Origin of the sequence: Moorena sp. SIO1G6 (assembly GCF_010672795.1) — a bacterium.
GTDB lineage: Bacteria > Cyanobacteriota > Cyanobacteriia > Cyanobacteriales > Coleofasciculaceae > Moorena > Moorena producens.
Genome location: NZ_JAAHFZ010000057.1, coordinates 1 through 23652, shown reverse-complemented (window position 1 = coordinate 23652; position 23652 = coordinate 1). Strand labels below are relative to the sequence as shown.

The 23652-nt window shown below is 43.5% G+C and carries 21 protein-coding genes; 13 read left to right on the top strand and 8 right to left on the bottom strand.

Translation table 11 applies throughout. From position 1 onward, the window contains the following. Window positions 1–130: 130 nt before the first annotated feature. A complete protein-coding gene (locus F6K63_RS30230) occupies window positions 131–283 on the bottom strand; it encodes a hypothetical protein (RefSeq protein WP_154659805.1) in 153 nt (50 codons plus the stop codon). 62 nt (window positions 284–345) lie between these two features. Here F6K63_RS30230 and F6K63_RS30225 point away from each other — a divergent pair, with 62 nt between their 5' ends. From F6K63_RS30225 to F6K63_RS30210, 4 genes are all read left to right on the top strand, one after another. Then, window positions 346–591 (top strand): DUF6737 family protein, encoded by a 246-nt coding sequence (locus tag F6K63_RS30225; protein ID WP_008184881.1) that lies wholly within the window; start codon window positions 346–348, stop codon window positions 589–591. Between the two features lie 255 nt (window positions 592–846). Then, window positions 847–3318 (top strand): PP2C family protein-serine/threonine phosphatase, encoded by a 2472-nt coding sequence (locus F6K63_RS30220; protein ID WP_048815254.1) that lies wholly within the window; start codon window positions 847–849, stop codon window positions 3316–3318. 207 nt (window positions 3319–3525) lie between these two features. Further along, the gene (locus tag F6K63_RS30215; RefSeq protein ID WP_008184885.1) at window positions 3526–5160 is read left to right on the top strand and encodes a CHAT domain-containing protein; all 1635 of its coding nucleotides are present in this window, start codon (window positions 3526–3528) and stop codon (window positions 5158–5160) included. 304 nt (window positions 5161–5464) lie between these two features. Continuing rightward, window positions 5465–6127 carry a hypothetical protein gene (locus tag F6K63_RS30210; RefSeq protein ID WP_008184887.1) on the top strand — a complete coding sequence of 221 codons (663 nt, stop codon included), beginning with the start codon at window positions 5465–5467 and terminating at the stop codon, window positions 6125–6127. A gap of 454 nt (window positions 6128–6581) precedes the next feature. Here the strand turns inward: F6K63_RS30210 and F6K63_RS30205 are convergent, their stop codons facing one another. After that, window positions 6582–7487 (bottom strand): phosphatidate cytidylyltransferase, encoded by a 906-nt coding sequence (locus F6K63_RS30205; RefSeq protein ID WP_287314027.1) that lies wholly within the window; start codon window positions 7485–7487, stop codon window positions 6582–6584. A gap of 91 nt (window positions 7488–7578) precedes the next feature. Beyond that, entirely contained in the window at window positions 7579–8181 is a 603-nt protein-coding gene (gene cbiT, locus F6K63_RS30200) for a precorrin-6Y C5,15-methyltransferase subunit CbiT (RefSeq protein WP_008184891.1), read from the bottom strand. Between the two features lie 287 nt (window positions 8182–8468). Here cbiT and F6K63_RS30195 point away from each other — a divergent pair, with 287 nt between their 5' ends. Beyond that, window positions 8469–8606 carry a hypothetical protein gene (locus F6K63_RS30195; RefSeq protein WP_287314025.1) on the top strand — a complete coding sequence of 46 codons (138 nt, stop codon included), beginning with the start codon at window positions 8469–8471 and terminating at the stop codon, window positions 8604–8606. Here F6K63_RS30195 and F6K63_RS30190 read toward each other — a convergent pair. Then, entirely contained in the window at window positions 8603–10075 is a 1473-nt protein-coding gene (locus F6K63_RS30190) for an aminotransferase class I/II-fold pyridoxal phosphate-dependent enzyme (protein WP_287314024.1), read from the bottom strand. The two genes, F6K63_RS30195 and F6K63_RS30190, sit on opposite strands and share 4 nt — an antisense overlap. A gap of 316 nt (window positions 10076–10391) precedes the next feature. On the opposite strand from F6K63_RS30190, the gene F6K63_RS30185 reads away from it, so the two are divergent. Then, on the top strand, window positions 10392–11285 hold the full coding sequence (locus F6K63_RS30185) for a globin family protein (protein WP_287314022.1): 894 nt from the start codon (window positions 10392–10394) through the stop codon (window positions 11283–11285). Between the two features lie 252 nt (window positions 11286–11537). On the opposite strand, the gene F6K63_RS30180 is transcribed toward F6K63_RS30185, so the two are convergent. After that, window positions 11538–11774 carry a hypothetical protein gene (locus F6K63_RS30180; protein WP_287314021.1) on the bottom strand — a complete coding sequence of 79 codons (237 nt, stop codon included), beginning with the start codon at window positions 11772–11774 and terminating at the stop codon, window positions 11538–11540. A 352-nt stretch (window positions 11775–12126) separates the two neighbouring features. Here F6K63_RS30180 and F6K63_RS30175 point away from each other — a divergent pair, with 352 nt between their 5' ends. Then, a complete protein-coding gene (locus F6K63_RS30175; protein WP_287314020.1) occupies window positions 12127–12459 on the top strand; it encodes a hypothetical protein in 333 nt (110 codons plus the stop codon). On the opposite strand, the gene F6K63_RS30170 is transcribed toward F6K63_RS30175, so the two are convergent. The 3 genes from F6K63_RS30170 to F6K63_RS30160 are packed head-to-tail and all read right to left on the bottom strand — an operon-like array spanning window position 12447 to window position 15227. Next, window positions 12447–12845, bottom strand: a complete 399-nt coding sequence (locus F6K63_RS30170) for a WD40 repeat domain-containing protein (RefSeq protein ID WP_071986889.1) — start codon at window positions 12843–12845, stop codon at window positions 12447–12449. The two genes, F6K63_RS30175 and F6K63_RS30170, sit on opposite strands and share 13 nt — an antisense overlap. Continuing rightward, a complete protein-coding gene (locus F6K63_RS30165; protein WP_287314019.1) occupies window positions 12755–13624 on the bottom strand; it encodes a WD40 repeat domain-containing protein in 870 nt (289 codons plus the stop codon). Before F6K63_RS30165 ends, F6K63_RS30170 begins: the two co-directional genes overlap by 91 nt. A 4-nt stretch (window positions 13625–13628) precedes the next feature. After that, entirely contained in the window at window positions 13629–15227 is a 1599-nt protein-coding gene (locus F6K63_RS30160) for a gamma-glutamyltransferase family protein (protein ID WP_287314018.1), read from the bottom strand. 171 nt (window positions 15228–15398) lie between these two features. Here F6K63_RS30160 and F6K63_RS30155 point away from each other — a divergent pair, with 171 nt between their 5' ends. From F6K63_RS30155 to F6K63_RS30130, 6 genes are all read left to right on the top strand, one after another. Then, the gene (locus tag F6K63_RS30155) at window positions 15399–17180 is read left to right on the top strand and encodes a hypothetical protein (protein WP_287314017.1); all 1782 of its coding nucleotides are present in this window, start codon (window positions 15399–15401) and stop codon (window positions 17178–17180) included. A 66-nt stretch (window positions 17181–17246) separates the two neighbouring features. Next, entirely contained in the window at window positions 17247–18812 is a 1566-nt protein-coding gene (locus F6K63_RS30150) for a DUF1822 family protein (RefSeq protein WP_008184906.1), read from the top strand. Window positions 18813–19370: 558 nt separating this feature from the next. Continuing rightward, window positions 19371–21674 carry a CHASE2 domain-containing protein gene (locus F6K63_RS30145; protein ID WP_008184910.1) on the top strand — a complete coding sequence of 768 codons (2304 nt, stop codon included), beginning with the start codon at window positions 19371–19373 and terminating at the stop codon, window positions 21672–21674. 331 nt (window positions 21675–22005) lie between these two features. Next, window positions 22006–22134, top strand: a complete 129-nt coding sequence (locus tag F6K63_RS30140) for a hypothetical protein (protein WP_267872042.1) — start codon at window positions 22006–22008, stop codon at window positions 22132–22134. A gap of 100 nt (window positions 22135–22234) precedes the next feature. Further along, complete coding sequence (locus tag F6K63_RS30135) at window positions 22235–22444, top strand: hypothetical protein (RefSeq protein ID WP_008184911.1); 210 nt, start codon at window positions 22235–22237, stop codon at window positions 22442–22444. A 200-nt stretch (window positions 22445–22644) separates the two neighbouring features. Then, the gene (locus F6K63_RS30130; protein ID WP_287314015.1) at window positions 22645–23532 is read left to right on the top strand and encodes a DUF928 domain-containing protein; all 888 of its coding nucleotides are present in this window, start codon (window positions 22645–22647) and stop codon (window positions 23530–23532) included. The last annotated feature ends 120 nt before the right edge of the window (window positions 23533–23652 follow it).

Genomic DNA, 23652 nt, shown 5'->3' with positions numbered 1-23652 from the left:
AGGCTATGCATAAAAGAGGTGCGACCCGTGGCGAATTTAATTCGCCGACGGAAAGCGCACCTTTGGTTAAAACTTTTTTATTAAGGCGACCCTCTGATCAGGTTTCGTCTCCGGCACACCGAAACCTAGGTCATAGACTAAATACGCTTGGGTCGAGGAGACCTCTATTTTTCCTGGCTCCGGCCTGGTTAAACAAGTCACCTCGTTGTTCGCGTAGCGTGGCCAAAGGCCAAGCAAGAATCCCCGTCCTTCCAGGGCGGGGAGTGTCAATTGACGTTCTCATGCTTTTAATCAATCCCTTGCTTAGTGCAAAGAAGTAAGTCGTGGTAGCTTAAAAGACTAATCTTGTCTACAGAAAAAAAATTTAATCCTTGGAGTTATAAGCCTTGGTGGTGCCAACCCTGGTCAATCCTATTGACCGGAGGGGGCATCATCTTGAGTATCTGGGTAGTTTTCAAAACCCTCTGGATAACACTACTCGTTGCTATGCCAATTCTGCTTTGGTGGACGTACTTTTTGCTGATCTGGCCTGAGCTAATCAAGATTAGTGCTATGAGTGAGGGGAACCGGTCAATATTGCGCAATGATTAATACATAAAATTAATACATAAAACTTAATGGTTACCTTCCCCATAGACCATAGGGTAATCATTGCTGCCTAGAATGTTTCAGGGGAATTCATTCACTATTGACGTAAATCATTAACCAGCCCTTAAGTCAAGCGCTACAATCTGTAATCAATGGGCTGATTTTGGCACTTCCTTTGTTGGCACATAACTCCTTCAAAGAAAGCTGTGCTAATGTTAACCCGGTTCCATCAGGCTATCTTTAGCAGCAAAGAGTTTCATGGACAATCCGGCGGCAACGCTCCACTGCCCAAACCATCAATGTCAGGCTCCCAATCCCCAGACCAACAAGTTCTGCCAAAAATGTCGCACGCCGCTGCTCAGACGATACTTGTGGGCTATTGGGTCAGGCATAAAAGCCGCTCAACCGGGAGAAGTTATTGCTAAGCGCTACCTCCTGATTCATTCTCGTGTTCTTTTAGATACTCAACCAGCGGTACCGCCAGAGACCCCACTAGAGATTCCTCAAACCATAACCCCATACTTGAGACTGGTTTCCTATGGATTACACCTGCCTCAAGTGTATGGTCTGCTAACACCTCAGCCAAGGCATAACAAAGAGATTTGGTTACTCGAAGGAGTACCAATTCAGGCAACAGGGAACATTAATACTCAAGGACAACTGTCACCAGAACTCACTAGCGTCTGGAAAGATGCCTCACCAGTACGCCAACTCAACTGGCTGCAGCAATGGGCTTCACTGTGGCAACCTTTGAGCCGAGAAGGGGTAGCGTCTAGCTTACTGAAATCAGACCTGGTGCGGGTGGAAGGAGCCTTGCTAAGGTTGTTGGAATTGCAGCCTGATCAAACGCCAGCACCAACCTTAAAACAGCTGGGTCAGCTGTGGTCACAACTGCTTGAGGGGGCTTCCCCTGTTATTAGTGAGTTTTGCCAACAACTCTGTTCCCAGCTTACAAAAGGACAGATACAGACATCAGAGCAGCTGTTAGCATTACTGGCGAAAGGGTTGTTTGAATGCCGGTCATGGCAATCGAGAACCTATAAGACTCTCACTCGTACCGATACCGGTCCCGGTCGTAGCCACAATGAAGACGCTTGCTACCCTCCTAGTGGTAAGCTAATTAGCTCTTCAAGAGGTAAGGAAGCTTTGGCAATGGTTTGCGATGGCATTGGTGGACAAGCAGGTGGTGAAATTGCCTCCCAACTGGCGATTGACACTCTCCGACAACAGCTCAAACAACTGCCAGCTAAACTGAAGGTGTGGCACCCAACCACTCTAACCCTGGAATTGGAAAAAGCTGTCTGTGCTGCCAATGACTCCATTAGCCAACGCAATGATCATGAGAACCGATTTGATCGGCAGCGTATGGGAACAACCTTGGTCATGGCTAGAACCCATGCCCATGAAATATACATTACCCATGTCGGGGATAGCAGAATCTATTGGGTGAGTCGCCATGGTTGTCACCAAGTTACTCTAGATGATGATTTAGCGTCTCGAGAAGTGCGGCTTGGATATACCCTTTACCGACATGCTCTACAACAACCAACATCTGGTGCGCTAGTGCAAGCTTTAGGGATGGGTTCATCAACCACACTGCACCCGACTGTACAGCGCTTGGTGTTGGATGAAGATTGTTTGTTTCTGCTGTGTTCTGATGGTCTTAGTGACAATGACCGAGTCGAGCAGTACTGGGAAACTGAAATACTGCCTATTCTCGACGGTCAAATTGATTTGAAGAAAGCAGCAGAACGAATCATTGAGCTTGCTAATACCAAAAACGGGCACGACAATGTCACGGTGGCGTTGATTTACTGTCAAGTCACACCAAGCCAGCCTTCCTTGCCAATCCAACTATCACCGCCACGGATAGAATCCCTTCCCACTCTCGAGACCAACAAGACTCTAATGTTAAACGTTAAGAGTGATCAGCAACCCGCTTCTACTGATGAACAAAAAACAGCGTTGCTCACACTTAACCTCATGGAAGAGGGGGACGCCTCTGGTGACCAAAATCCTAATTATTCAGCTTCAACCTTTCCTGAGAAGACTGGGAGACTTTTGTTGGGCATATTCGTGCTGTTGGTGTTAGGGGGGGTAGTCGTTTATCTGTTGAGTCCAGTGTTGAGTCCAAAGGCGAGTGGACAGATAAATCGCTTCCTGAGTGGGGTTTTTAGTCTCGGTAAGGGGCAACAAATAACCCGTTCTAAAACCCCTACACAGATTCCAGTAACTAAAGCTCCTCCAGAACAAACCCCTGACTCCGGGACCGACCCTAAGCCAGCTGCCTTAATTAAAAACCAAGATATTATTAGAACAGTGGGTCCTGTACAACTTTTGGTTAAACCTGAAAAGCAATCAATCCTTGGGAGATTTACTGCTGGTAGTGTTTTGCAGGTGATTGCCAGAAAAAGGTATCCTCAGGAAGAGACTTGGTGGATTAGATTAAGAGTTTGCTCACCTGGAACCAACAAAACTGATATTCCATCGGATATTCCATCGGATCAAATGGCTAGCCCTCCCAAAGTTGGCTCATCCTCAGTACCGTTAAACTCTAAGCAGACTAAACCCTCTGCTACCTTGGTGTCACAGGGACAGGAAGGGTGGATAAGAGAAAAGGATATTTTACCTATGATGGATCGTAATTTTACACCAACCTCTTCCCAAACGAGTCAATGTCAGAAAAAGACGCCTCCGTCTAGTTCCCCTAGACCTACTCAATCTCCCTAAGTCTCCAGAAAGTAGTGATTAGCTTATCGCTTTTAAGTTAATGCTCACCAAAGCTTTCTGACTAACCACTCAACTCCTCAACTAAGAACTGGAAACTAATGATGTCCTACTAATGACCAATGCCTCATTATTGATAGCGCCAATACCACCCAAGACTCGATAGAGTGATCAAAACATCGGTATATTCCCTATAATGATGAACCTTTAATGTCTGGTATCGAAAATCCTTGCCTCAGTTTAGCGATCGCTCGTCTATCTGCCGCTGGCAGAGAAAACTTGGCTATCTGGGTGCTGAAAGCTCCTTACCCAGGGGGAATGGTTCATCATGATTCTACTTGGTCTGAATACATGACTCAGTCCTGGCTGGCTTGGCAGGAAATGTTTTCCCCATTTTCAAACCATGTGCCGATTAGTGGTCATCACAACCAGTATCCCACCACTTTGCCCTCAGAGAATCAAAACGGTGCTAAAGGTCCGGAGATTAGCTACAGTGGTCGTTTGATGCAAGGTTTGGGCATTGACCTCTGGCAGTGGCTGTTTCAAGGCTCAATTCGCAATGCCCTCGAACGAAGTCAAGGCATTGCCTTGGGACAAAATAAACCCCTTCGCCTGCGCTTGGAAGTCCGCGCTCCAGATTTCATTCCCCTCCCCTGGGAAATTATGCAACCCATGGCGGGTAAACAGGCAATTTCCCTTTCTCAGCAAATCCTGTTTAGCCGCACAACTAGTGATGTAGACGCCCTCGAACCCCTGCGCTCCCACCAGGCTCTCAATATTTTGTTAGTTCTAGGAGAGAAGGTTCAAAAATTAAATGGTTCGACTACCAATTTGGATCTCGAAAAAGAAGCGGCTACCTTGGTAAATGCCCTTCAAGCTGGTAGAGCCGCTCAAACTTCTAGGAACCAATCGGTTCCACCAGTTACCTGCAACGTCTCAAAACTCATACAACCGACACCAGCTGAACTGATTAAAGCACTGGAAACCGGTGCCTATAACATCCTATTCTATGCTGGTCATGGTGAAAGCGCACCAGACGGAGGTTTGCTATTTTTACGCTCGGATGCGAAAATTAGTGGTACGGAATTGGCTCAGGTTCTGGTCCGCACCCAGGTTGCCTTAGCTGTATTCAATGCCTGTTGGAGTGCCAAACCTGACCAAGTGAATTCCCAAACCATTCCCCGTAGTAGTTTAGCTGAGGTGCTCATTCACCACGGTGTTCCAGCAGTTTTGGGGATGCGGGACTCCATTGCTGACCAAGAAGCCGTGAGTTTTATTAAAGCATTCGCCCAAGCCTTGGCGGAGCGGATGCCCATAGACCATGCTGTAGCTGTAGCGAGACAGCACCTGTTGACCCTTTACAAGTTTAACCAACCAGCCTGGACCTTGCCTATCCTTTATATGCATCCTCAGTTTGAAGGGGAGTTAATCCAACCGGTGGGAGAAGGAATTACAGAACTGCCCACCATCACCTCAAGCTGGGTTGAAAGTCCGCCCCCAACGGCATCTTTGCGTTCAATTGGAAAAACCGATCATGTCTGGCCGATTCGAGGTGGATTGATGCGAGTGGGACGCCTACAATCTCACAACGATTTGGTGATTCCCGAAGTTTGTGTTAGTAAGCAACATGCTGAAATTATCTGCCGTGATGCTTTCACTGACCAAGGCTCGGATCCAACTTACTTCTTGAGGGATTTTTCTCGTAATGGGACGAGAATATTAATCGATAATGGTTGGAAAACTGTTCATCATCAGGAAGTTAAGCTAAGGTCTGGTATTCAGCTTAAGTTTGGTGGTCCTCGTGGTCAGATCTTTGAGTTTATTATTGACTCCCCAGAATCTTGAGTCGGACTATCCTCCTGCCGAGGATAAAGTGCAGCTTATGCTGTTAACTATGCTGTTACCAATGGAAGTTTCACAAGGATACTGGTTAGAGTCAAATGGCAACTAGTGGCTGTCTACCTAAAGTCTTCTCTAAATAGCTAACTAATATCACACATAAGTTTAGTTGGAAAGTGCTGTTGCCATGGCAATTAAACACGCGCTGAGAAGTTCAGATTATTTTTTCAGCTGTTGCGGAACTTCCTCAAAAATTGATGTAGCTATTTTATGTCAGGTTTCATCTACTAACCCAAACAGGAGGGGCATTATGAACAGCCAAGCTATTCAATATCAAGAACATCAACAATCAGATTTTGAGGATACTTCGGTTCAAATCCAAGAAGAACTACTAGAATTACTATTACAGCCAGAAGAGGAGTTTTATCCTTGGGATCCAACTCATCCAGAAGCAGAAGCTTATTTTGCTGAGCTAGAAGGAGGTTTTTCCCTCGACGAAATCCAAGATCATCAGGAAATTGCTCAGGCTTCTGTTGCCTTTTTTGAGCGACTAAATCAGTGTTGGGAATTACCGCTCGAATCCACCATCGAATCCACCATCGAATCCACCATCGAATCCACCATTGACTCGTTGAAGGCAGCTTTAGCTAACGGATGTGCTTCTTGCATGCCTACCGAATGGCTAGAAGCGATCGCTTCTAGAGCCCAAGAGGTTGTTGACAAGAACTTGTCCTTAGCAGAGCAACTTGTGCTTTGTGTCAAGCCATTGTTACAAAACTGGACAGAAGACGATCTATTGGTTTTAGCTCGTCCGTGGGCTTACGCCATGCGCAGTAGCTCAGACTCCATGAATGTCAGCCCTTCAGTTAAATCTGAACAGTGGCACTCTTTGTCTTCTATCCAACAAGTCCGCCTAAGCCTAGAAGTAGCCCATTCGGCTCTGATCGAACTAAACAATCACACTAGTAACTAATCATCTCACTAATCATCTCACTAATCATCGTAATTAATTAGTATCGTAATTAGTGATAGCGCGTAATTACTGATTAGTCATTACCACCAAGCTGGGTTTGAACCGAAAAACCGTTTTCTGGTTCTGTCTTTGCCTACATTAATTATAATCCGGACATGATAGTTATCCCAAGTTGCATTGATATGTAACACCATTACCTCCCATCTGCTCATGTGTGGTTTCTACCGTCTACCTAATCCAGAATGCACTTTTATAGCGGTTTTCAGGTTTTTATTCCGATGGAATACAGCCGGTGATTGCACTCGGAATTTACCAGAGACTAACGTGTATTCTACTGAGCTGGAAACCGCTATAAATTTTTAATCTACTCAAAGGTAGTGCAACGTTTTAATTACATCAATATATTGCTTATTGCAATCAATAAACTAAAAAAAAATCTGACATTGACACAATACTACAGGGAGCTGGGTAACAGTGGTAGTAATAGCGTGACAAAATAATACACCAAAGGGGCAGTGAACACATAGCTGTCTGTTCGGTCTAAAATGCCACCATGACCAGGAATTAATTGTCCGGAATCCTTGACACCAGCATCCCGTTTCATTAAGGACTCCGTTAAGTCTCCTAATAGGCTAGCTACACCAATGATTACTCCGAGCATCATCCCACTCAACTGCCAGCACGGCCAATTCAGATACCAAGCTCCTGCGATTCCTACAGCAATACTACTGACAAGGCCAAATATAGCGCCTTCCACAGTTTTTTTAGGACTGATCATAGAAAGGCGAGTGCGACCAAAAAATTTGCCGAAGGTGTAAGCTCCGATATCTGCTGCCCAAATACAGCTGAATGCTAGGAGAGTTGTACTTAACCCAGCAGGTATGTGACTTAGATTAATCGAAAAATTAGACCAGTATTCACTCCCGGGTAGGTTCGTAGCAGCGACTGTAGCATCTCTAGCTAGGGAGGAGGTTTCAGTTAAACCCACTCGCAGACGAACCCAATAGCCGGGCAGATAACCACCATAGAGTAAACCCAATATGGAAGCCCCAATATCCGCAATGGTTGCTATCTTGGGTTGGAACAGTAAGTAAAAGCAAATAAATGTTCCAGCAATGGGAAACACCGCATCAGTCAGGGTTGGTGAAATGGTAGCTGTAATTAGTAGTAGCTGAGACACAAACATGGTGCTTTTGGTTGCTGGCACCATACCTTTTGCTTTGACTAGTTTAAAAAGTTCTAACTGACCTAAATAGACAATGACACAGAAGCCGATGGTGAAATACCATCCCCCAAGTAAGATCATCCCCATCGCCAGGGCGATCGCAACTATTCCACTAAAAATCCGTAACCAGGGCATATGACGTTTTTTTTTGACACTCCTGTTCTGACAGAAGAACAGGTTATTTATCTTATTATTGTTAATTTTGTTCCCTGAATGGGTCTATTCCTTACTCTAACTTCTCTCCACTAAGAATAAAAATGGGGTTAACTGCTGCAAATGTTTGATAATTCCCCCGTGTCTCTAGGCGGTTGACGGCTGACTGAACCACTTCGATATTGCGAGCCTGTAACTCTGCTAAGCCTTCTGATATGGAATAGAGTCCTTCTAGATTGTTGGTGGTTGCGACTATCCTCCCTGGAGATTGTAGGTAGGGCCAGACTTCTTTGAGTAAAGTTTTGATTGGTCGTCCTCCTTCAAGGCAAACTCGGTGGGGTTTCAATGGTAGATCTTTGAGACATTCTGGGGCGTTACCTTCGATCACTTCTACGTTGGTGACATTAAAGCGATCGCAATTGTGTCGAATCAGGTTGGCTACTTCTTCATCCCGTTCTACGGCAATAATCTCACTTTTGGGACACAGTAGTCCAATTTCTACAGGAATGGTACCGGTTCCAGCACCGATGTCCCACAACCGGTCTTGGCTTCCTAGTCGTAGGGCAGAAATGATCAGCAGTCTGACTTCTCGCTTACTTAAGGGAATACCGGGTAGGCGTTCAAAGAGGTGATCTGGGATTCCAGGAGTAATGTACGGCCAAATTGGGGATGACATTTGTGGTATTTAGGTTTCGGGGTATTTTTTTTCCTGTAGTTATTTTGATTTATTAAACTAACCACTTCAGGTAGAGAACACACAAAGAGTATTATAAATATGGCTGTTCGGTACCTGTTAGGCTAATTTTTTAAGTTTAATCGACTAAAACGATTACTGTGTCTAGTTTTGATAGTTTGATAATTTATTTTTTATCCTAAATAGGAGCTCAAGTTTATAACAACTTAGCATCCCTTTGTAGGGAATAACCATAACTATTTACGAAGATTATAGCCTTGATCATACTTATGAGGTACATTCAATTTTATTACCTCTTTATTAAGGGGGTAAACCCCCAATACCTCTCTGCATCGCTACTCCCTACTCCCTACTCCCTACTCCCTACTCCCTACTCCCTACTCCCATTAAGCCAGCAATCTCATTAGTCAATAATAACTTTTATGGTTTGGAGGCTGGGGTCGCTACAACCGGTAATTTGACCACCTAAGGTTAGGATTTTTTGGAGGTATTCAATAGTAGTTGATTTGATTTGTTCTCCTGGCATTAGGGCTGGTATTCCTGGTGGATAGGGACAGATTAATTCCGCACTGATCCGGTTTATGGTTTCGGTTACGGGTAGGGTTTCGGTGGGAGCAAAGAAAGCTTCACGGGGGGAGAGTAAGGATTGCAGGTTGCCAGTTGCAGGTTGTAGGTTACAGAAGGCAGGTTGCTCGGTGGAGGAATTGCCGTTATTTTGGGCAAGTTTGGTGAAAGCTTGTACAAGTTGCTGAATATCCCTTTGGGTATTGCCTAGGCTAATGATAAAGGTTAAGTGGTGAAGTGTGGGTAACTCCGCTGTGACACCAAGCTGTTGATGAATAATTTCATCGGCTTCAAATCCGCTTAATCCTAATTCGGTCACTCTTACGGTTAAGCGAGTTGGGTCTAGGGCTTGGAATCTTGGGGGTTTTATTGGTTCTAAAACTGATAATCGAGGAATTTTGCTGATTTTACTTCTGGCATCCTGGGCTAGCTGCAAGGTACGACTCATGAGTCGTTCTCCATGGAGTGCCATTTGTTGTCGTGCAGCATCTAGGGAAGCGAGTAGTAAGTAACTGGGGCTGGTGGATTGAACTAGCTGTAATGCTTTACTCAACCGCTGAGCATCAATGCGATTGCCCTGAATGTGCAACATCGATGCCTGAGTCATGGCACCGATTACTTTATGAGTTGATTGTACGGTTAAATCGGCTCCGGCTGATAGGGCATCGATGGGTAAATCGGGATGGAAGGCAAAGTGAGGTCCATGGGCTTCATCCACTAGTAGGGGAATATTATGTTGGTGAACTATTTTAGCGATCGCTTTTATGTCACCACAGATTCCCTGATACGTTGGATAGACCATCATCACCGCTTTGGTGTCCGGATGCTCAGTCAGGGCTTGGTTAACTGCAGTTGGGGTGATGCTATAAACTACGTCAGTTGATGGGTCGTACTCGGGGTTAATAAAGATCGGGATAGCACCACACAAGACTAATCCTGCGATCGCGGATTGGTGGATATTGCGCGGTAATAGGATTTTCTCCCCGGTATAGCAGGTGGCTACTATAGCAGCCATCACCCCACAGGTGGAACCGTTGACCAGGAACCAAGTTTTGCTTGCACCAAAGGCTGCTGCTGCTAGGTCTTGGGCTTCTTGGATTACCCCTTCTGGAGCAAAAAGATTATCTAACTCCGGTAATTCTGGCAAATCAGCCCTAAATACTGATTCTCCTAGCAAATCCGCTAATGGATCAGGTATTCCCTTCCCTTGTTTGTGTCCTGGTGCATAAAAGGCTGCATGGGGCTTCTGGGCTGATGCCCGCAGAGCGTCTAATAAAGGTGTCTTGTCCTGAGAAGGTGGTCGATTGTTCACAAATTTTTCCCAATGGCTCTAGCTTATCGAAAATTGAGCCAATTATGAACCTCTGTGAGGGGAGCAGGGATTCAAAACCAGTATACTAGGGGAATCGCAAAAAGCTATATTCTTGATGAGACTATAATCGTCCTAATAGGTATCCTTCCAGTTTGGTTTAGGTTTACCATTTAAATCAGGACTTAGGCATCTACAACAAACCCTATAATTTGTAGACTTTGTTATTAACGCACGCTACAGGTAGAGGTACTGCTTAAGTTCTGTTATGTTTAATTTCGAGGTAACTTGCAGATACGTATCGGAAGTTGATTAGGTTATGAATAATTTGTTTTTGACTTTGCTTGGGACTTTTCTTGGTGCTGCTATAGGAGGACTCCTAACAATTAGTTCACAAAAAAAACAAAAAGCTATAACAATTTATCTATTTGCTGCGACGGGAGTAATAATAGTAGTCTGGGTAGGATATGGCTTGGGTAAATGGGATAACAATAGCTCATTACAAACTCAAAAGGCTATAATAAATGTCTTATTTTTTACTGTGGTGGGAGTAATAACCGGTGTCTCGGTAGTATATGGCTGGATAAAATTGGATACCAGAAGAAATAAACTCTCTGATATAAGTAGTAAAAATTTGCAGGATGGTTCTGAAGCAGCACAAAAACCAGTTGTTACAAGAACTGATCCAGATGAAGATATGGGGAGTGAAGATAATCTCAAAAAAATTTCCAAACAAGCAAAGGCTATAGACAAACTTATAGAAGTCTCACGAGATCTAAACCAAGAGACACTAGAAAAAGAAAAAGATCCAGAAAAGAAAAAGCGAATGGAAATTTATAAGAATTTTTTCTCAGACCACAACAATTCTGTGTTAGGAGAAGAGATTGGAAAAGCAGCTTTAAAAAAATATAGAGACCAAGATAAATTCCTAGAAGAAATTCCTGATATAAACTCTATTCAAGAGGATCGTTTTTGCATTGATATTTCGCAGTACCTTAGACTTATAAGGACTTCTTTACTCACGCAAGACTATACAAATCTCCGAGTACCTGGAGCTGTAGTTAGGCATTCTTTGTCGTTTCCAGAGGTATATCAAGAAAGTCTAAAAATACTGAAAACTCGATTAACTGATGACATTAAGTATCAGGCTAGAGAAGAAATTGAAGATACAATTGATTTCTTAATAGATAAATTTTCTAATAATAAAAGTTAAATAGTGAGGTAGCATACAATTTTGAACATGATCTATTTCAAAATTGTATGCTCTAAATGCTTGCTGATACATCAAGCATTTAGTTTAGGGCTATAACCAGGGTAAACGCATCTAATTTTTTCAATCCTATATATAGTGTTTTTAAAATTAAATAAACACTATATGTTAAAAAGCCATTGTCAATAAGCACAATAAGGCCAGGTTTATTGAGAACTACCCCCGCTTTATTGACAAGATGCGTTTACCCTGGGGCTATAACGAAATGTTTTCTAGTAGATTTAAGTCAGTAATTGCTTTCTCTAAAGATTTCTTTTTAGTCGAATTATTATCTTTCACAAATTTTGGTTCTAGACCAAGATCTATAAGATGATTTTGGGCTTGAATTATTCTACGATCTACATCATGTTTAAAATTTGTTTTCTGACTTTCAGATACTTTCTCTAACTTGTTTGTATCATAATAAAAATTAACGATTTCTTCCGTTGACATTTGTTTAAAGCTCATATCAAACCAGGAATAATAATTTTTTACCTATACACTTTTCCTGCTATATACACGCTATCCGGAAAAAATAGGTATTGATTAAAACTTTATCCGTTTAATTAAAACACTATTTATTCATCGATTCTTTACAAAAAAAATCCGGATAAACGCTACAATAGTAGTAAGAAAACTATGGCAAACCCATCTTGTTGGGTAACCGGAGATATTTCTCAATAAACCATGGCTTATGGTGTTTGTTGACAAGGCAGTTGACACATATAGTGTTTTTAAAATTTAATAAACACTATATATAGGATGAATAAAATTAGATAGGTTTACCTGGGGGAAATCACAACTATTGCACTGTCGCAATCAACTGCTTCCATGGGTGATCAAACCGGGTGCATCTGAATATTTGCTGTTTGACTCGGTGGGTATAACGGGCATCTTGGTGGAACGGGCATCTTGGTGGAACGGGCATCTTGGTGGAACGGGCATCTTGCCCGTTTCATTTCCCGACGGACTTTCCGAACTAACCGGGGCATTGATGCGGAAAAATAGGGCAAACCAAGGGTTGTGCGTTACGGGGCGCACTATCCCAACCCTGGCTACGAGGCGAAAAATAAGGGCAAGTCCGCCCCTAACACACCCTACGCACTTGGTCTGTTCGACTCAATACTATTGGGATTGACTAACTAACGACCAAATCCTGATAGTACCATCTTCGCCACCACTAACTAGAGTGTTTCCATCTGGACTAATGGCAACTGACCAAACCCAGCCATCATGTCCAGATAGAGTGCGCAGCAATTGTCTACTCTCTACATCCCACACCTTGATAGTTTTATCACTGCCAGCACTAGCGATAGTTTTGCCATCGGAACTAATGGCAATGGTAAGAATTGGTGCGGAGTGACTTTCGAGGATAGCTAATTCTTCGCCACTGTTGATATCCCACAACTTGACGGTTTTATCAACACTAGCAACTAGGATGTTGCTATCTTCACTAATGGCAATATCATAAATCTGGGTTGTTTTGAGATGGTTTGCCGCAATTCTAGGGAAGACAAATCCCAAATCTTGATAGAACGATCTGACCCGCCACTGGCACTAACCAAATGTTTTCCATCGGGACTAATGGCAACAGCAGTAACCCAGTCGGAATGCTCGGTAATGGTGCCTAAACTTTTGCCAGTGAGGACATCCCACACCATAACTGTCTTGTCAGGAGAGCCACTTACTAGGATTTTGCCATCGGGACTAATTGCTATTGATCTGACTATACCCGTATGTCCTTTCAAGGTACGAGGTGGTGCTCCAGTTTCTAGGTTCCAGATATTTATTTGTCTTTCTGTTGCGGCAGCGAGACGTTTACCATCAGCACTGATTACCACAGAACTTGGCGTTCTCGTAAACCCTTTGACCGTCCTCTGTAGCCTACCATCCCTTAGATTCCAGAACTTGATGGTTTTGTCTTTACTGCTACTAATTAGAGTTTTGCTATCTGGACTAATGGCGAGAGAATTAACATCTGACCGATGACCTGAAATAAGTTGAGTCAGCTGAGCCTCTTGCCAAGACTGGGCTAGCAATGGTTGTTGAGAATGTGAGCGTCCTATGGTTACCGGATAGACTATCCCTGTAGCCATAGTTAAGATAACTGTAGTGCTAGATATATATGACTTACGAAGTTTAGTTGGTTTTGCCCCCCTAACCCCCCAGCGAGCAATCCCTCGCTGGGGGGGACTACTCTCAAAGTCCCCCAAGTTTGGGGGATTTAGGGGGCAATGGGTAAGTCCTGATATAGCCAACAGCGCTATTAATATTTTTCTAAACATCTGTTGGATTGTGATCACCCCTTCACCCTGCTAACGCTAATCCATCACCACGGGGTTCAGATGCCGCTACCAAAACCCCTGACTGACGCAAGATTACTTGACCTTTACCAAAATTTATGCTATCGGCCTTAACCTGAATGTCATGACCCATCTCAGCTAGCTCCAGAGCAATATGACGGGGTACACTCTGTTCCAACAGGACTTGTGACCCATCTACAAATCTCCATCTGGGAGCATCTAGAGCAGCTTGAGGATTCATCCCGTAATCTGCCAGATTAACCACTACCTGTACATGCCCCTGAGGCTGCATGGGGCCTCCCATAACTCCAAAGGGTCCTAGAGGTTGACCATTTTGAGTCAGAAAACCCGGAATAATGGTATGATACGACCGCTTACCTGGTGCGACTTGATTAGGATGACCGGATTCTAGGGTAAACCCTAAGCCTCGGTTTTGCAAGGCAATCCCAGTGCCAGGAATAACAATCCCACTCCCAAAGCCTTGAAAGTTGGATTGGATAAAGGATACCATTAATTCCCCATCTGCTGCTGCTAGATAAACTGTCCCACCTTTGGGTAAACCGGGTTTTGCTAAAGCGATCGCGTTTTCCCCAATTAACTTCCGGCGTTCCCTGGCATACCCATGGTCTAATAGCTTTTCGATTGGGACTTCCATAAACCGGTGGTCAGTGATATGGCGGTGAACATCAGCAAAGGCTAGCTTCATGGCTTCGATTTGTAGATGGTAGCTTTGGGCTGATTCACGGGGATAGTGGCTTAGGTCAAAACCTTCGATTATATTCAATGCCATTAATGCCGCTATCCCTTGGGTGTTGGGGGGAATCTCCCATACGGTCAGGTCACGATAGTTAGTTGAAATCGGGTTGACCCACTCAGCTTGGTGGGTAGCTAGGTCAAGTTTGGTCAGCACGCCACCAGTATTAGCCGCAAAGTTTGCGATCGCATCAGCAATTTCCCCTTGATAAAAGCTTTCACCACCACTGTTTGCGATCGCTTTCAAGGTCTTAGCATGATCCTTACTCCCCCATACCTCCCCAGCTACTGGTGCGCGCTGGTTAGGGAAAAATACCTGTTTAAATGGTTCAAATTCTGGCCCAGTCAGGGGGAGGTACAGAGCTTCCGCTTGTTTCCAAGCTCTTGCTGTGACTGGAGAGACTGGAAATCCCGCTTCGGCGTATCGAATGGCTGGGGCAAACAATTGCTCAAAGGGTAGCTTTCCCCACCGTTGCCACAAACTACGCCATGCTGATACCGCTCCTGGCACTGTTATCGATAACCAGCCGATAGCAGGAATGTGACTCATGCCAGCAAAATGCTCAAGGGTCAGGTGTTGAGGGCTTTTGCCAGAGCCATTGATGCCATGGAGTCTACCATCCCATACTAAGGCGAAGGCATCGGAACCGATACCATTAGAAGTAGGTTCAACCACTGTCAATGCGATCGCTGTGGCTATAGCAGCATCTACAGCATTGCCTCCAGCCCAAAACATTTCCATACCAGCTAGGGTGGCTAGGGATTGGCTGGTGGCTACGGCAAATCGATTACCCATGACTACCCCTCGTCTTGATGGGTAGGGATAATTGCTTAAGTTACCCTTGAGCATAATTTTCTCTGGTGAACTATTATCTAGTTATTTTAGAGAGAAGCTGCATAACCCCTAAGTTTGAGTACCAAGTAACTAATGAGGTTTCCTTCTACTTAGTTGTTTGACCTATGAATCGGTTCAAGTTAGGAGTTAGGCGAAAGCGCTACTACAAGTTAGGGGAAAGAATCAATGCCTACTAACAACTCAGATAACAACTCAGGTATCAAACCGTTTTCGACATCTATTTATTTAAAAGACCGCCAAGGTAATAGGGGGATCGAGCCGGTTTTTGAGTCTAATTCTAGATTAGAGGATTTCATGGCACATCTAGTCGAGTCTGAGCCAGATAGGAGCGAAGCCGAGTGGGCTGCTTGCTTCTTATATCAGTTGAGACAAGCATCTGGTATTTACCGGATTTTATCCATGACTAATCCTCCGATAGTGGTGATTAGAGCTGATCTGTTATTGTTAACGTTATCTGATCAGCTCTTATTCAATTATCTACAGTTTGTTTGTTGGTCTGCAGCTCAAGCGATCGCCCATCAGTTGAGTAAATCTCATAATCTTGCGTTACATTACCCTGTAGAAGAATGTTTCATCATTGCTAGTGCAGCAGCCAGCAACCCCGCTAAACTCCTCAGAGGATTTAACTTTTATCCTAAGTCTTCTATTTATGCCTATGCTTTTAATGCCCTCAAGCGAATTATTAGAAATCAAGTCGCCAAGGAACTCAGGTTAAAATCTATCAAGTTTTCTGATTATGGCTTGTTGCGATATTTGGATAAAACAGAACTTGAGCAAGCACTTAACGACTATGGCATCACTAATCAATATTTTAACTATTATCGTCTGGCTTGGCAATCGTTTAAAGACTACTTTAATGAGATGTATCCTCCCAGCAGCAAGGGAAATCATCGCCATCATTCCCCAATTAAATTCCTAACCCAGCAACAGCTTAACCAAATTGCTCTTCGTTACAACCAGCAGTTAAATCGGTTAAATAAACTGGTGAGCTCTGAGTTCCAAAGTGATGAGTTTCATAGGAATAATCTTAGAAGAAGTGATTCAGATTGGTTAAGACAAGTACTACGTTACTCAGCAATCAGCACTCAGCATATGCCCTACGCGCATGCTACGCGAACAGCACTCAGCAATCAGCAATCAGCAATCAGCACTCAGCCCTCAAGACTCAGCACTGAACACATTGAAGAAATGCTAGCCATTTGCATCCAAGCGGTGCGGATGTCTCAACAAAGGAATTCAGTATCCTTAGATGAGTATGGGGAAATTACTGATATAGGATCTAATCCTTTAGAGGTGGTAATCCAAGAGGAAGAAAAGGATGAGTTGACTCAAGTCAGGAGTATTATCTTAAAAGAATTTACGGCTTTAGATCAGCTAGCTCAGAAATCCCTAAGACTTTGGCTTGGTCTAGGCATCAATCAACAAGATTTTATCGAGCTTTTCGGGTTTAAAAAGCAATATCAAGTGGCTCGCCAGTTTCAACGTTATTTTAAACGGATTTTGAAGGCAGTCGTCACCTTTTATTTTCGGGATGCTATGAGCAAAAATATTACCTCTAAAGACATCAATCAGCACCTTAATAAAACCACTAAAACTAACTATATTAATAACTATCTCAAATCTTACTTAAGTGCTGATAGTAAAGAATTATTTGCTCAAATTATTTATAAAATTTATGATGAAATTGTCGATAAAATAATCACGACAAAGCTTAGTAATCTAGAAAAAAAACAACTAATTAGCAGCAACCAGATTTTAAGGGAATTAATTCAACCAAAATTTGAGGTAATGATTGAGGAAAGGTTTGCTATAAAACTGATTAATTTCAGATCAGCTAAGCCAGCGATCGCTAAATTTATTGAGCGGTGGCTCCAGCAAAATCAGGCACTAATAGAGCAATCCCAATCACAAAACAGTCAAAAGCCATGTAGGCACAGTGAAACCTGAAACGTGAAACGTTAACCCAAATATACCAAATACCAATTAACGATTAACCAAAAAGGAGATGAGTCAATGAAATTACGTTTAGAGGATGTAGCTTGCCTACACCCAGACCAAATGTTGATAGAATTCTCCCCAGAAGAACGAGAAAAAGCATGGCAACAAACCCAAGCTCAAGGTTATTCTAACCAAGCTGCTCGTTGGCGAGCCTATCTGAATTGTCTCTGTCTGAATACGTTTTTAAGCTATCTGGACACAGAAGCAAATTTAACAGAACCAAATTTAACAGGAACAAATTTACTAGAAACAGCACTAGACAAAGCACTAAACAAACCACTAGATACACCACTAAACAAACCACTAAACAAACCACTAAACAAAGCATTAGTATGGCCAGAGTTGGGGGATTTACCAAGTTTCTGGGACGTAGTGAATGGTACAGCTGTTGAGCTAAACCAGACGCGACTGGTATTAATTCCTAGTGAAGAAATCAAATTTACAGCGTTGCGAGTACCGCGAGAGTGGGTTGATATTCCTGAGTGGGCTAGTCATTATTATGTGGCGATGCAACTGAATTTAGAAGAATGCTGGTTACAGGTGTGGGGATACACCACTTATCAACAGTTACGTGATCATGGTAACTATGACATCATCGATGAAACCTATGCTGTGGATGCAGTAGATTTAATTGAAGATTTGAATGTGATGTGGGTAACGGAGGAACTTACTCCAAGTCCCAAACTGACAGTAAAGCCAATGGCAAGATTATCCTGTGATGAAGCAACAACGTTAATCAAGCAATTGAGCCAGGAAACTCCTTACTCTCCGAGGCTAGATATTCCTTTTGCTAAGTGGCAGGCACTGGTATCAAATTCTAAATGGCGCAAAGAATTATATAAACAACGTTCCCTAGTTTACTCTCGTAAGCCATCTATAAACTTACTCTCATGGCTGGATAATTTCCTGGAGGCTGGTTGGCAAACTGTTGAGGAAGTTCGAGCACGTAATTGTCAACCTACTCTAAGAGTAGCTTACCGGTCTCAACAGACTCGTTTGAAGGATAGTTTGAATGGTAATTCTTCAGCATCTTCCCCCTTTTACGAAAATATCCCTGAAGCTGTGACCGCAATTATTAAACTATTAAAGACCAATAACAGTAAACAAACTAACTTACCGGCTATAGAATTATTGGGTGAAATTGCTCATGGTAGCTTAGACGCGATCGCATTGCTTGCTGACATGATCAATACTACTCACGATCATGACTTACGCCGCCAAGCCGCTGTCAGTTTAGGAAAACTTGACCCAAATCATCCCCAAGCTGGGATTAGGCGAGTTAGGATAATTGATTTAGAAATGCAACTGAATGGGAGCAAAGTAGCATTTATGGTTACTCTCATACCTGAAGCAGATGGGGGAATTAATGTTCACTTACGGGTGTATCCTACTAATGAGAAATATCTAAAAAATAATCTCCAATTGCTAGTACTTGATCAGCAGGGAGAAATTTTCTTGTCGGCTCAGTCGAGAAGTGCTGATAATTGGATCCAATTAGAGTTTCATGGCGAAAGGGGGGATAGGTTTATGGTAAAATTGGTACTGGTAGATGCCAGCTTTTCCAAAGAGTTTGTCTTGTAACTTATCTTGGGTTGTTCGCGTAGCGTGGCCTTTTGGCCAAGGTTGTGAGGTTGTTCGCGTAGCGTGGCCTTTTGGCCAAGGTTGTGAGGTTGTGAGATTGTGAGGTTGTGAGGTTGTTCGCCTTTGGCGTTCGGTGTAGGGTAGGTTGTCTGTCAGAATGCAGAATGTAGAATGTAGAATGCAGAATGTAGAATGTAGAATGCAGAATGCAGAATGTAGAATGCAGAATGCAGAATGCAGAATGCAGAATGCAGAATTCCCAATTCTAAATTATAAATTCTACATTCTTAATTCAAAAATGTTGTTCGCCTTTGGCGTTCCCGTAGGGTAGGGTGATTAATTTGTCACCTATGTTCGGTTGAATGTTTTTATATAGCGTTTCTCATACTTATCAGGTAGAGTCAATTTTATTACCCCGACTCCCGACTCCCTCGGTGCGCTTGACCCGTAATTAAATTCGCCACGGGTCGCACCGCTCCCGACTCCCTAAAACCCAGGACTTTCTCTCCCAACCAATTTAAAAAATATATTAATAAATTCAATAATACCGGATGAAAAATGACGAATTTAGTTACTTTAAAAATAGTTGATGGTGACTTTGAACAGGGGTTTCGGGTCATCCTCAAAATTGGGATTGATGCCAAGGAAAATAATTTAATGGCTAGAGAAATTGACGGTTGGTTACCACCAGCACCTCACATTAACCAATTGTGTGACAGTTGGCTCTTAAGCTATCGTGCTCAAGGGAGAATCAAAGTGCATCGGAAACTGACAGCTCCCTCAGAACAGATAACCAACTATTCAATTATCCACTCAGCTCAGGATTTACAAGAGGCGATCAATAATTGGCTAAATTCAACCGATAGAAAGTTTCAACGCTTCCGGGATCAAGTGTTAAAATCTTTATCGACCAATGACCAGATTCGGTTTATTATTCAAACTAATAATCTCAAACTTTGGCAACTGCCTTGGCATCTCTGGGATGTCTTGTCCGATTGTGATATTGAGGTTAATTTCAGTGCTTCAGAATTTCCCCCACCCTCACCACCAAGCAAAAAATATATAAATAAAGTCAGAATATTGGCAATTCTAGGAGATGACACCGGGATTGATATCCAGAAGGATTTGGCATTACTCCAGGAGGAATTACCCGATGCAGAAATTTCCCCCTTAATCAGTCCCCAAAAAAAACAATTAAGCCAGGAATTATGGGAAAAAAAGTGGGAGATATTGTTTTTTGCTGGTCATAGTTTTACCCAGAATAAAAAGAATTTACAAGGACGGTTTTTCATCAATCAGGATGAAAGCATCACCATTGAGGAGTTAAAGTATGGTCTAACCAATGCGATTAAGAATGGGTTGAAGTTGGCTATCTTTAATTCCTGTGATGGGTTAGGATTAGCAGCAGAATTGGTTAGTTTACCAATCTCGACAACCCTGGTAATGCGGGAAAAGGTGCCAGATGAGGTAGCTCAGAAGTTTTTGAGGTATTTTCTCAACGCATTTGCCACAAAGGGAAAATCCTTATCGGATTCAGTGTGGGAAACCCGGAAAAGATTGCAGGAGGAGGTAGAAGATAACTATCCCTGTGCCAGTTGGTTACCAGTGATATTTCAGAATCCTGCTCTGAAACCGCCAACTTGGAAAGACTTGACTAAGGGATTCTATACCAAGAATAAACCCAAACTCTCAACGGTTTTACTGGTAAGTTTTATTGCCACTATTGCAGTGATCACAATACGATCGCTAGGGCTGTTACAAGGATCAGAATTACGTGCTTTCGACCATCTCATGGGTCTGCGACCACCTGAAAAGCGGGATGAGCGGGTTTTAGTAATTGCGGTGGAAGAACCAGATATTAAGTATCAGGACAAGATGGGTTGGTCGAGGAAAGGGTCATTATCCGATACGGCTCTGGCACAACTGTTGCGGAAACTCAACCCTGATCAACCGCGAGTGATTGGCTTAGATATTTATCATGACTTTGAGTTTGAACCCAGCTTAGCTACTCAATTGAAGCAAAATCCCCGTTTCATTGCGGTGTGCAAAATGCCAAGTATTGATCAGACTGCTATCGCTTCACCACCCGGTATGGCATCACAACAGATCGGCTTTAGTGATTTGCCTCGTGACCCAGATGATATTATCCGCCGCCAATTTCTAGCGATGACCCCTTCGGATACTTGTGATACCAGTTACTCTCTGAGTTTACAAGTCGCTCTGAATTACCTAGCCCAAGAGGGAATCCCGCCGATGACGAGAAATTCAGCAGGGGATGTAGAAATCGGTGGTGTGATGTTTCGGAAATTCCCACACAATGCTGGTGGGTATCAGTTAGAGCCAGATCATGCCATGGGATATCAGATGCTCCTTAATTACCGTGCTAAGAATCCCAAAAAAGTTAATCTCCAAGACTTACTCAAGGGTAAACTCGATTCCCAACTGCCCACTTTGGTCAAGGATAAGATTGTCTTGATTGGGGTGGGTAAAGATTCAAAGGATGTACACCTGACTCCCTATACTAAAGGGCCATGGCCTGACAAAATACCTGGGGTTATGGTTCACGCTCAGATGACTAGTCAGATTATTAGTGCTGTTTTGAATCAACGACCCTTGCTCTGGTGGTTGCCACAGTGGGGGGAACTGCTTTGGATTGGTAGTTGGTCTTTGGTGGGAGGCCTATTAGTTTGGCGTTTACATTCCCCATCCTACTTGGGAGTTGCTGTTTTTGCTGGTATCAGCCTCTTATCTGGAGTCTGTTATGTTCTCTTACTCCAAGGGGGATGGATACCCTTTATACCATCAGCCTTGGGGTTAGTGGCAACCAGTGGTTCCATCGTAGTTTATAGCATTTTCAAATGAATTGTAAACAATAATGACAGTTTTTTATATTCCCAAAAATCCCTAGATACTTGATTAGCTATTGCCTGTTGCCTCTTGCCTCTTGCCTTTACTAATCACGATTATGTTTACATCTCAAATGGAAAGGCTAGATTTATCATCCAAGTCTTTTAGATAATTTTGATAAAAAGGTTATTTGTTTAAAGATTTAGTGAATTTTAATTCAACTAGAGAAATGAGTCGGGATTGATATGTAATACTGTTTTTGGTAGATAAATCAGTCATCAAGGTTAACTGCGTCATTGTTCTCATAGCTACCAACCTGAAGGCGTAAACGAAAAGTAACCATTCAGTGGTCAGCGGTCAGTGGTCAGCCGTCAGCCGTGGGCTTTTGGCCCACGCTGGGCGAACAGTAGCGTGGCACAGGCTAGAAGCCTGTGACGTAGCCCATAAGCTGATCACTGATGATACCTGTACCTGAAAGCTGATCGCTGAATGCTGATAGCTGAATGCTTACAACGAAAAGACACCCAGGTTGAGATCTAGCATTTCTAAATAGATCGCGTTGCATCAGTCTTTGAATGAATAGGAGTAGAGTGGGCATCCTGCCCGCCCGAAAATATATTGAAACTGGCAAGATGCCAGTTCCACGCAAGATGCCCATTCCACAGGTGCGACCCGTGGCGAATTTAATTCGCCAAGGTCAAGCGCACCTAAGCAAGATGCCTATTCCACAGGTGCGACCCAAGGGCGATTTACTCGCCCATTGGAAAGCGCGCACCTACTCTTAAAATCATTCCATTATTAAGCAACGCCAAATAGATTGGCAAATGCTCTATATCCGATCGGTGTGATAAGAAATGTAAACGTTTGCATAAAATCCCTGAGTAAGGACTGATAAAGATTATGGAATGCTTTAAAAAAATTAACGTTTGTCAAACCTCTCAGTATGTATAAACTCAAGCTAGCGTTGTACAAACCTTCTTTGATCTTGGCCCTTGCCTGGGTACTACTTAATTTCACCATTTACCCTCTACGAGCGCGTTCGCACTCTGTTGCCCTAAACAGCAACTCTGTCACAAATAGTTTCTCCCGATCCGATACTCCATCAGGTCAACCAGATGTAGACTTTGGGGGTGATAGCAGAACTGATCAGATCACAACAGCTGGAGGACGTTTATATTTCCTCCCACCAGACTACACTACACCAAATGCTACACAAAATCAAGACTTTGATGATGTGGGCAGACCACCGAAACGAACATCAGGAGGAGCACGTGGTCTGTGTTCGGATCAGCTGATTGCTATAGTCCCTGGTAGTAGCGAGATTGTCGAGGCAACGGGCAACTGTAGTAATGATTCCAACTCTTCCTTAGCACTGACCTTAGCTGAGTCTCCTACCTTTTGGTTTTATGTTCCTGAACAGTCTACTCGTGAACTAACGGTAGAGTTTGTACTGCTCAATCAGAACCAACAGGCTGTACTAGTAAAATCGATCACCTTATCTGGAACTCCTGGTATTGTCCGTGTTCGATTGAACCAACCCCTACAAACTGACCAGCTATATCGATGGCAGTTCTCTGTTTTAGTTAATCCCCAAAACCCGTCTGGGAATCCCACGGTGGAAGGATTAGTCAAACGAATCACAGCAGACTCTACCCTCAGTAGTAAGCTAAACGCTGCTACTTCGCCACGGGACCGTATTGCTATTTATGCGAGCCACGGTATTTGGCATGATGCGATGACAGCCTTAGCTCAACTACGGTCCCAGAAACCAGAGGATTCTAGGTTAGAACGGGATTGGGAGGATTTCCTAGGTTCCGTGGGTTTGCGTGCGATCGCAGTCAAACCCCTAGTTGATTGTTGTATAGCAAAGTGAGTCGGGAGTCGGGAGTCGGGAGTCGGGAGTCGGGAGTCGGGAGTCGGGAGTCGGGAGTCGGGAGTCGGGGGTCGGGGTAAAGGAGGGGGGAGGCTGGGTTGAGAATTATCAGAAGTGGGA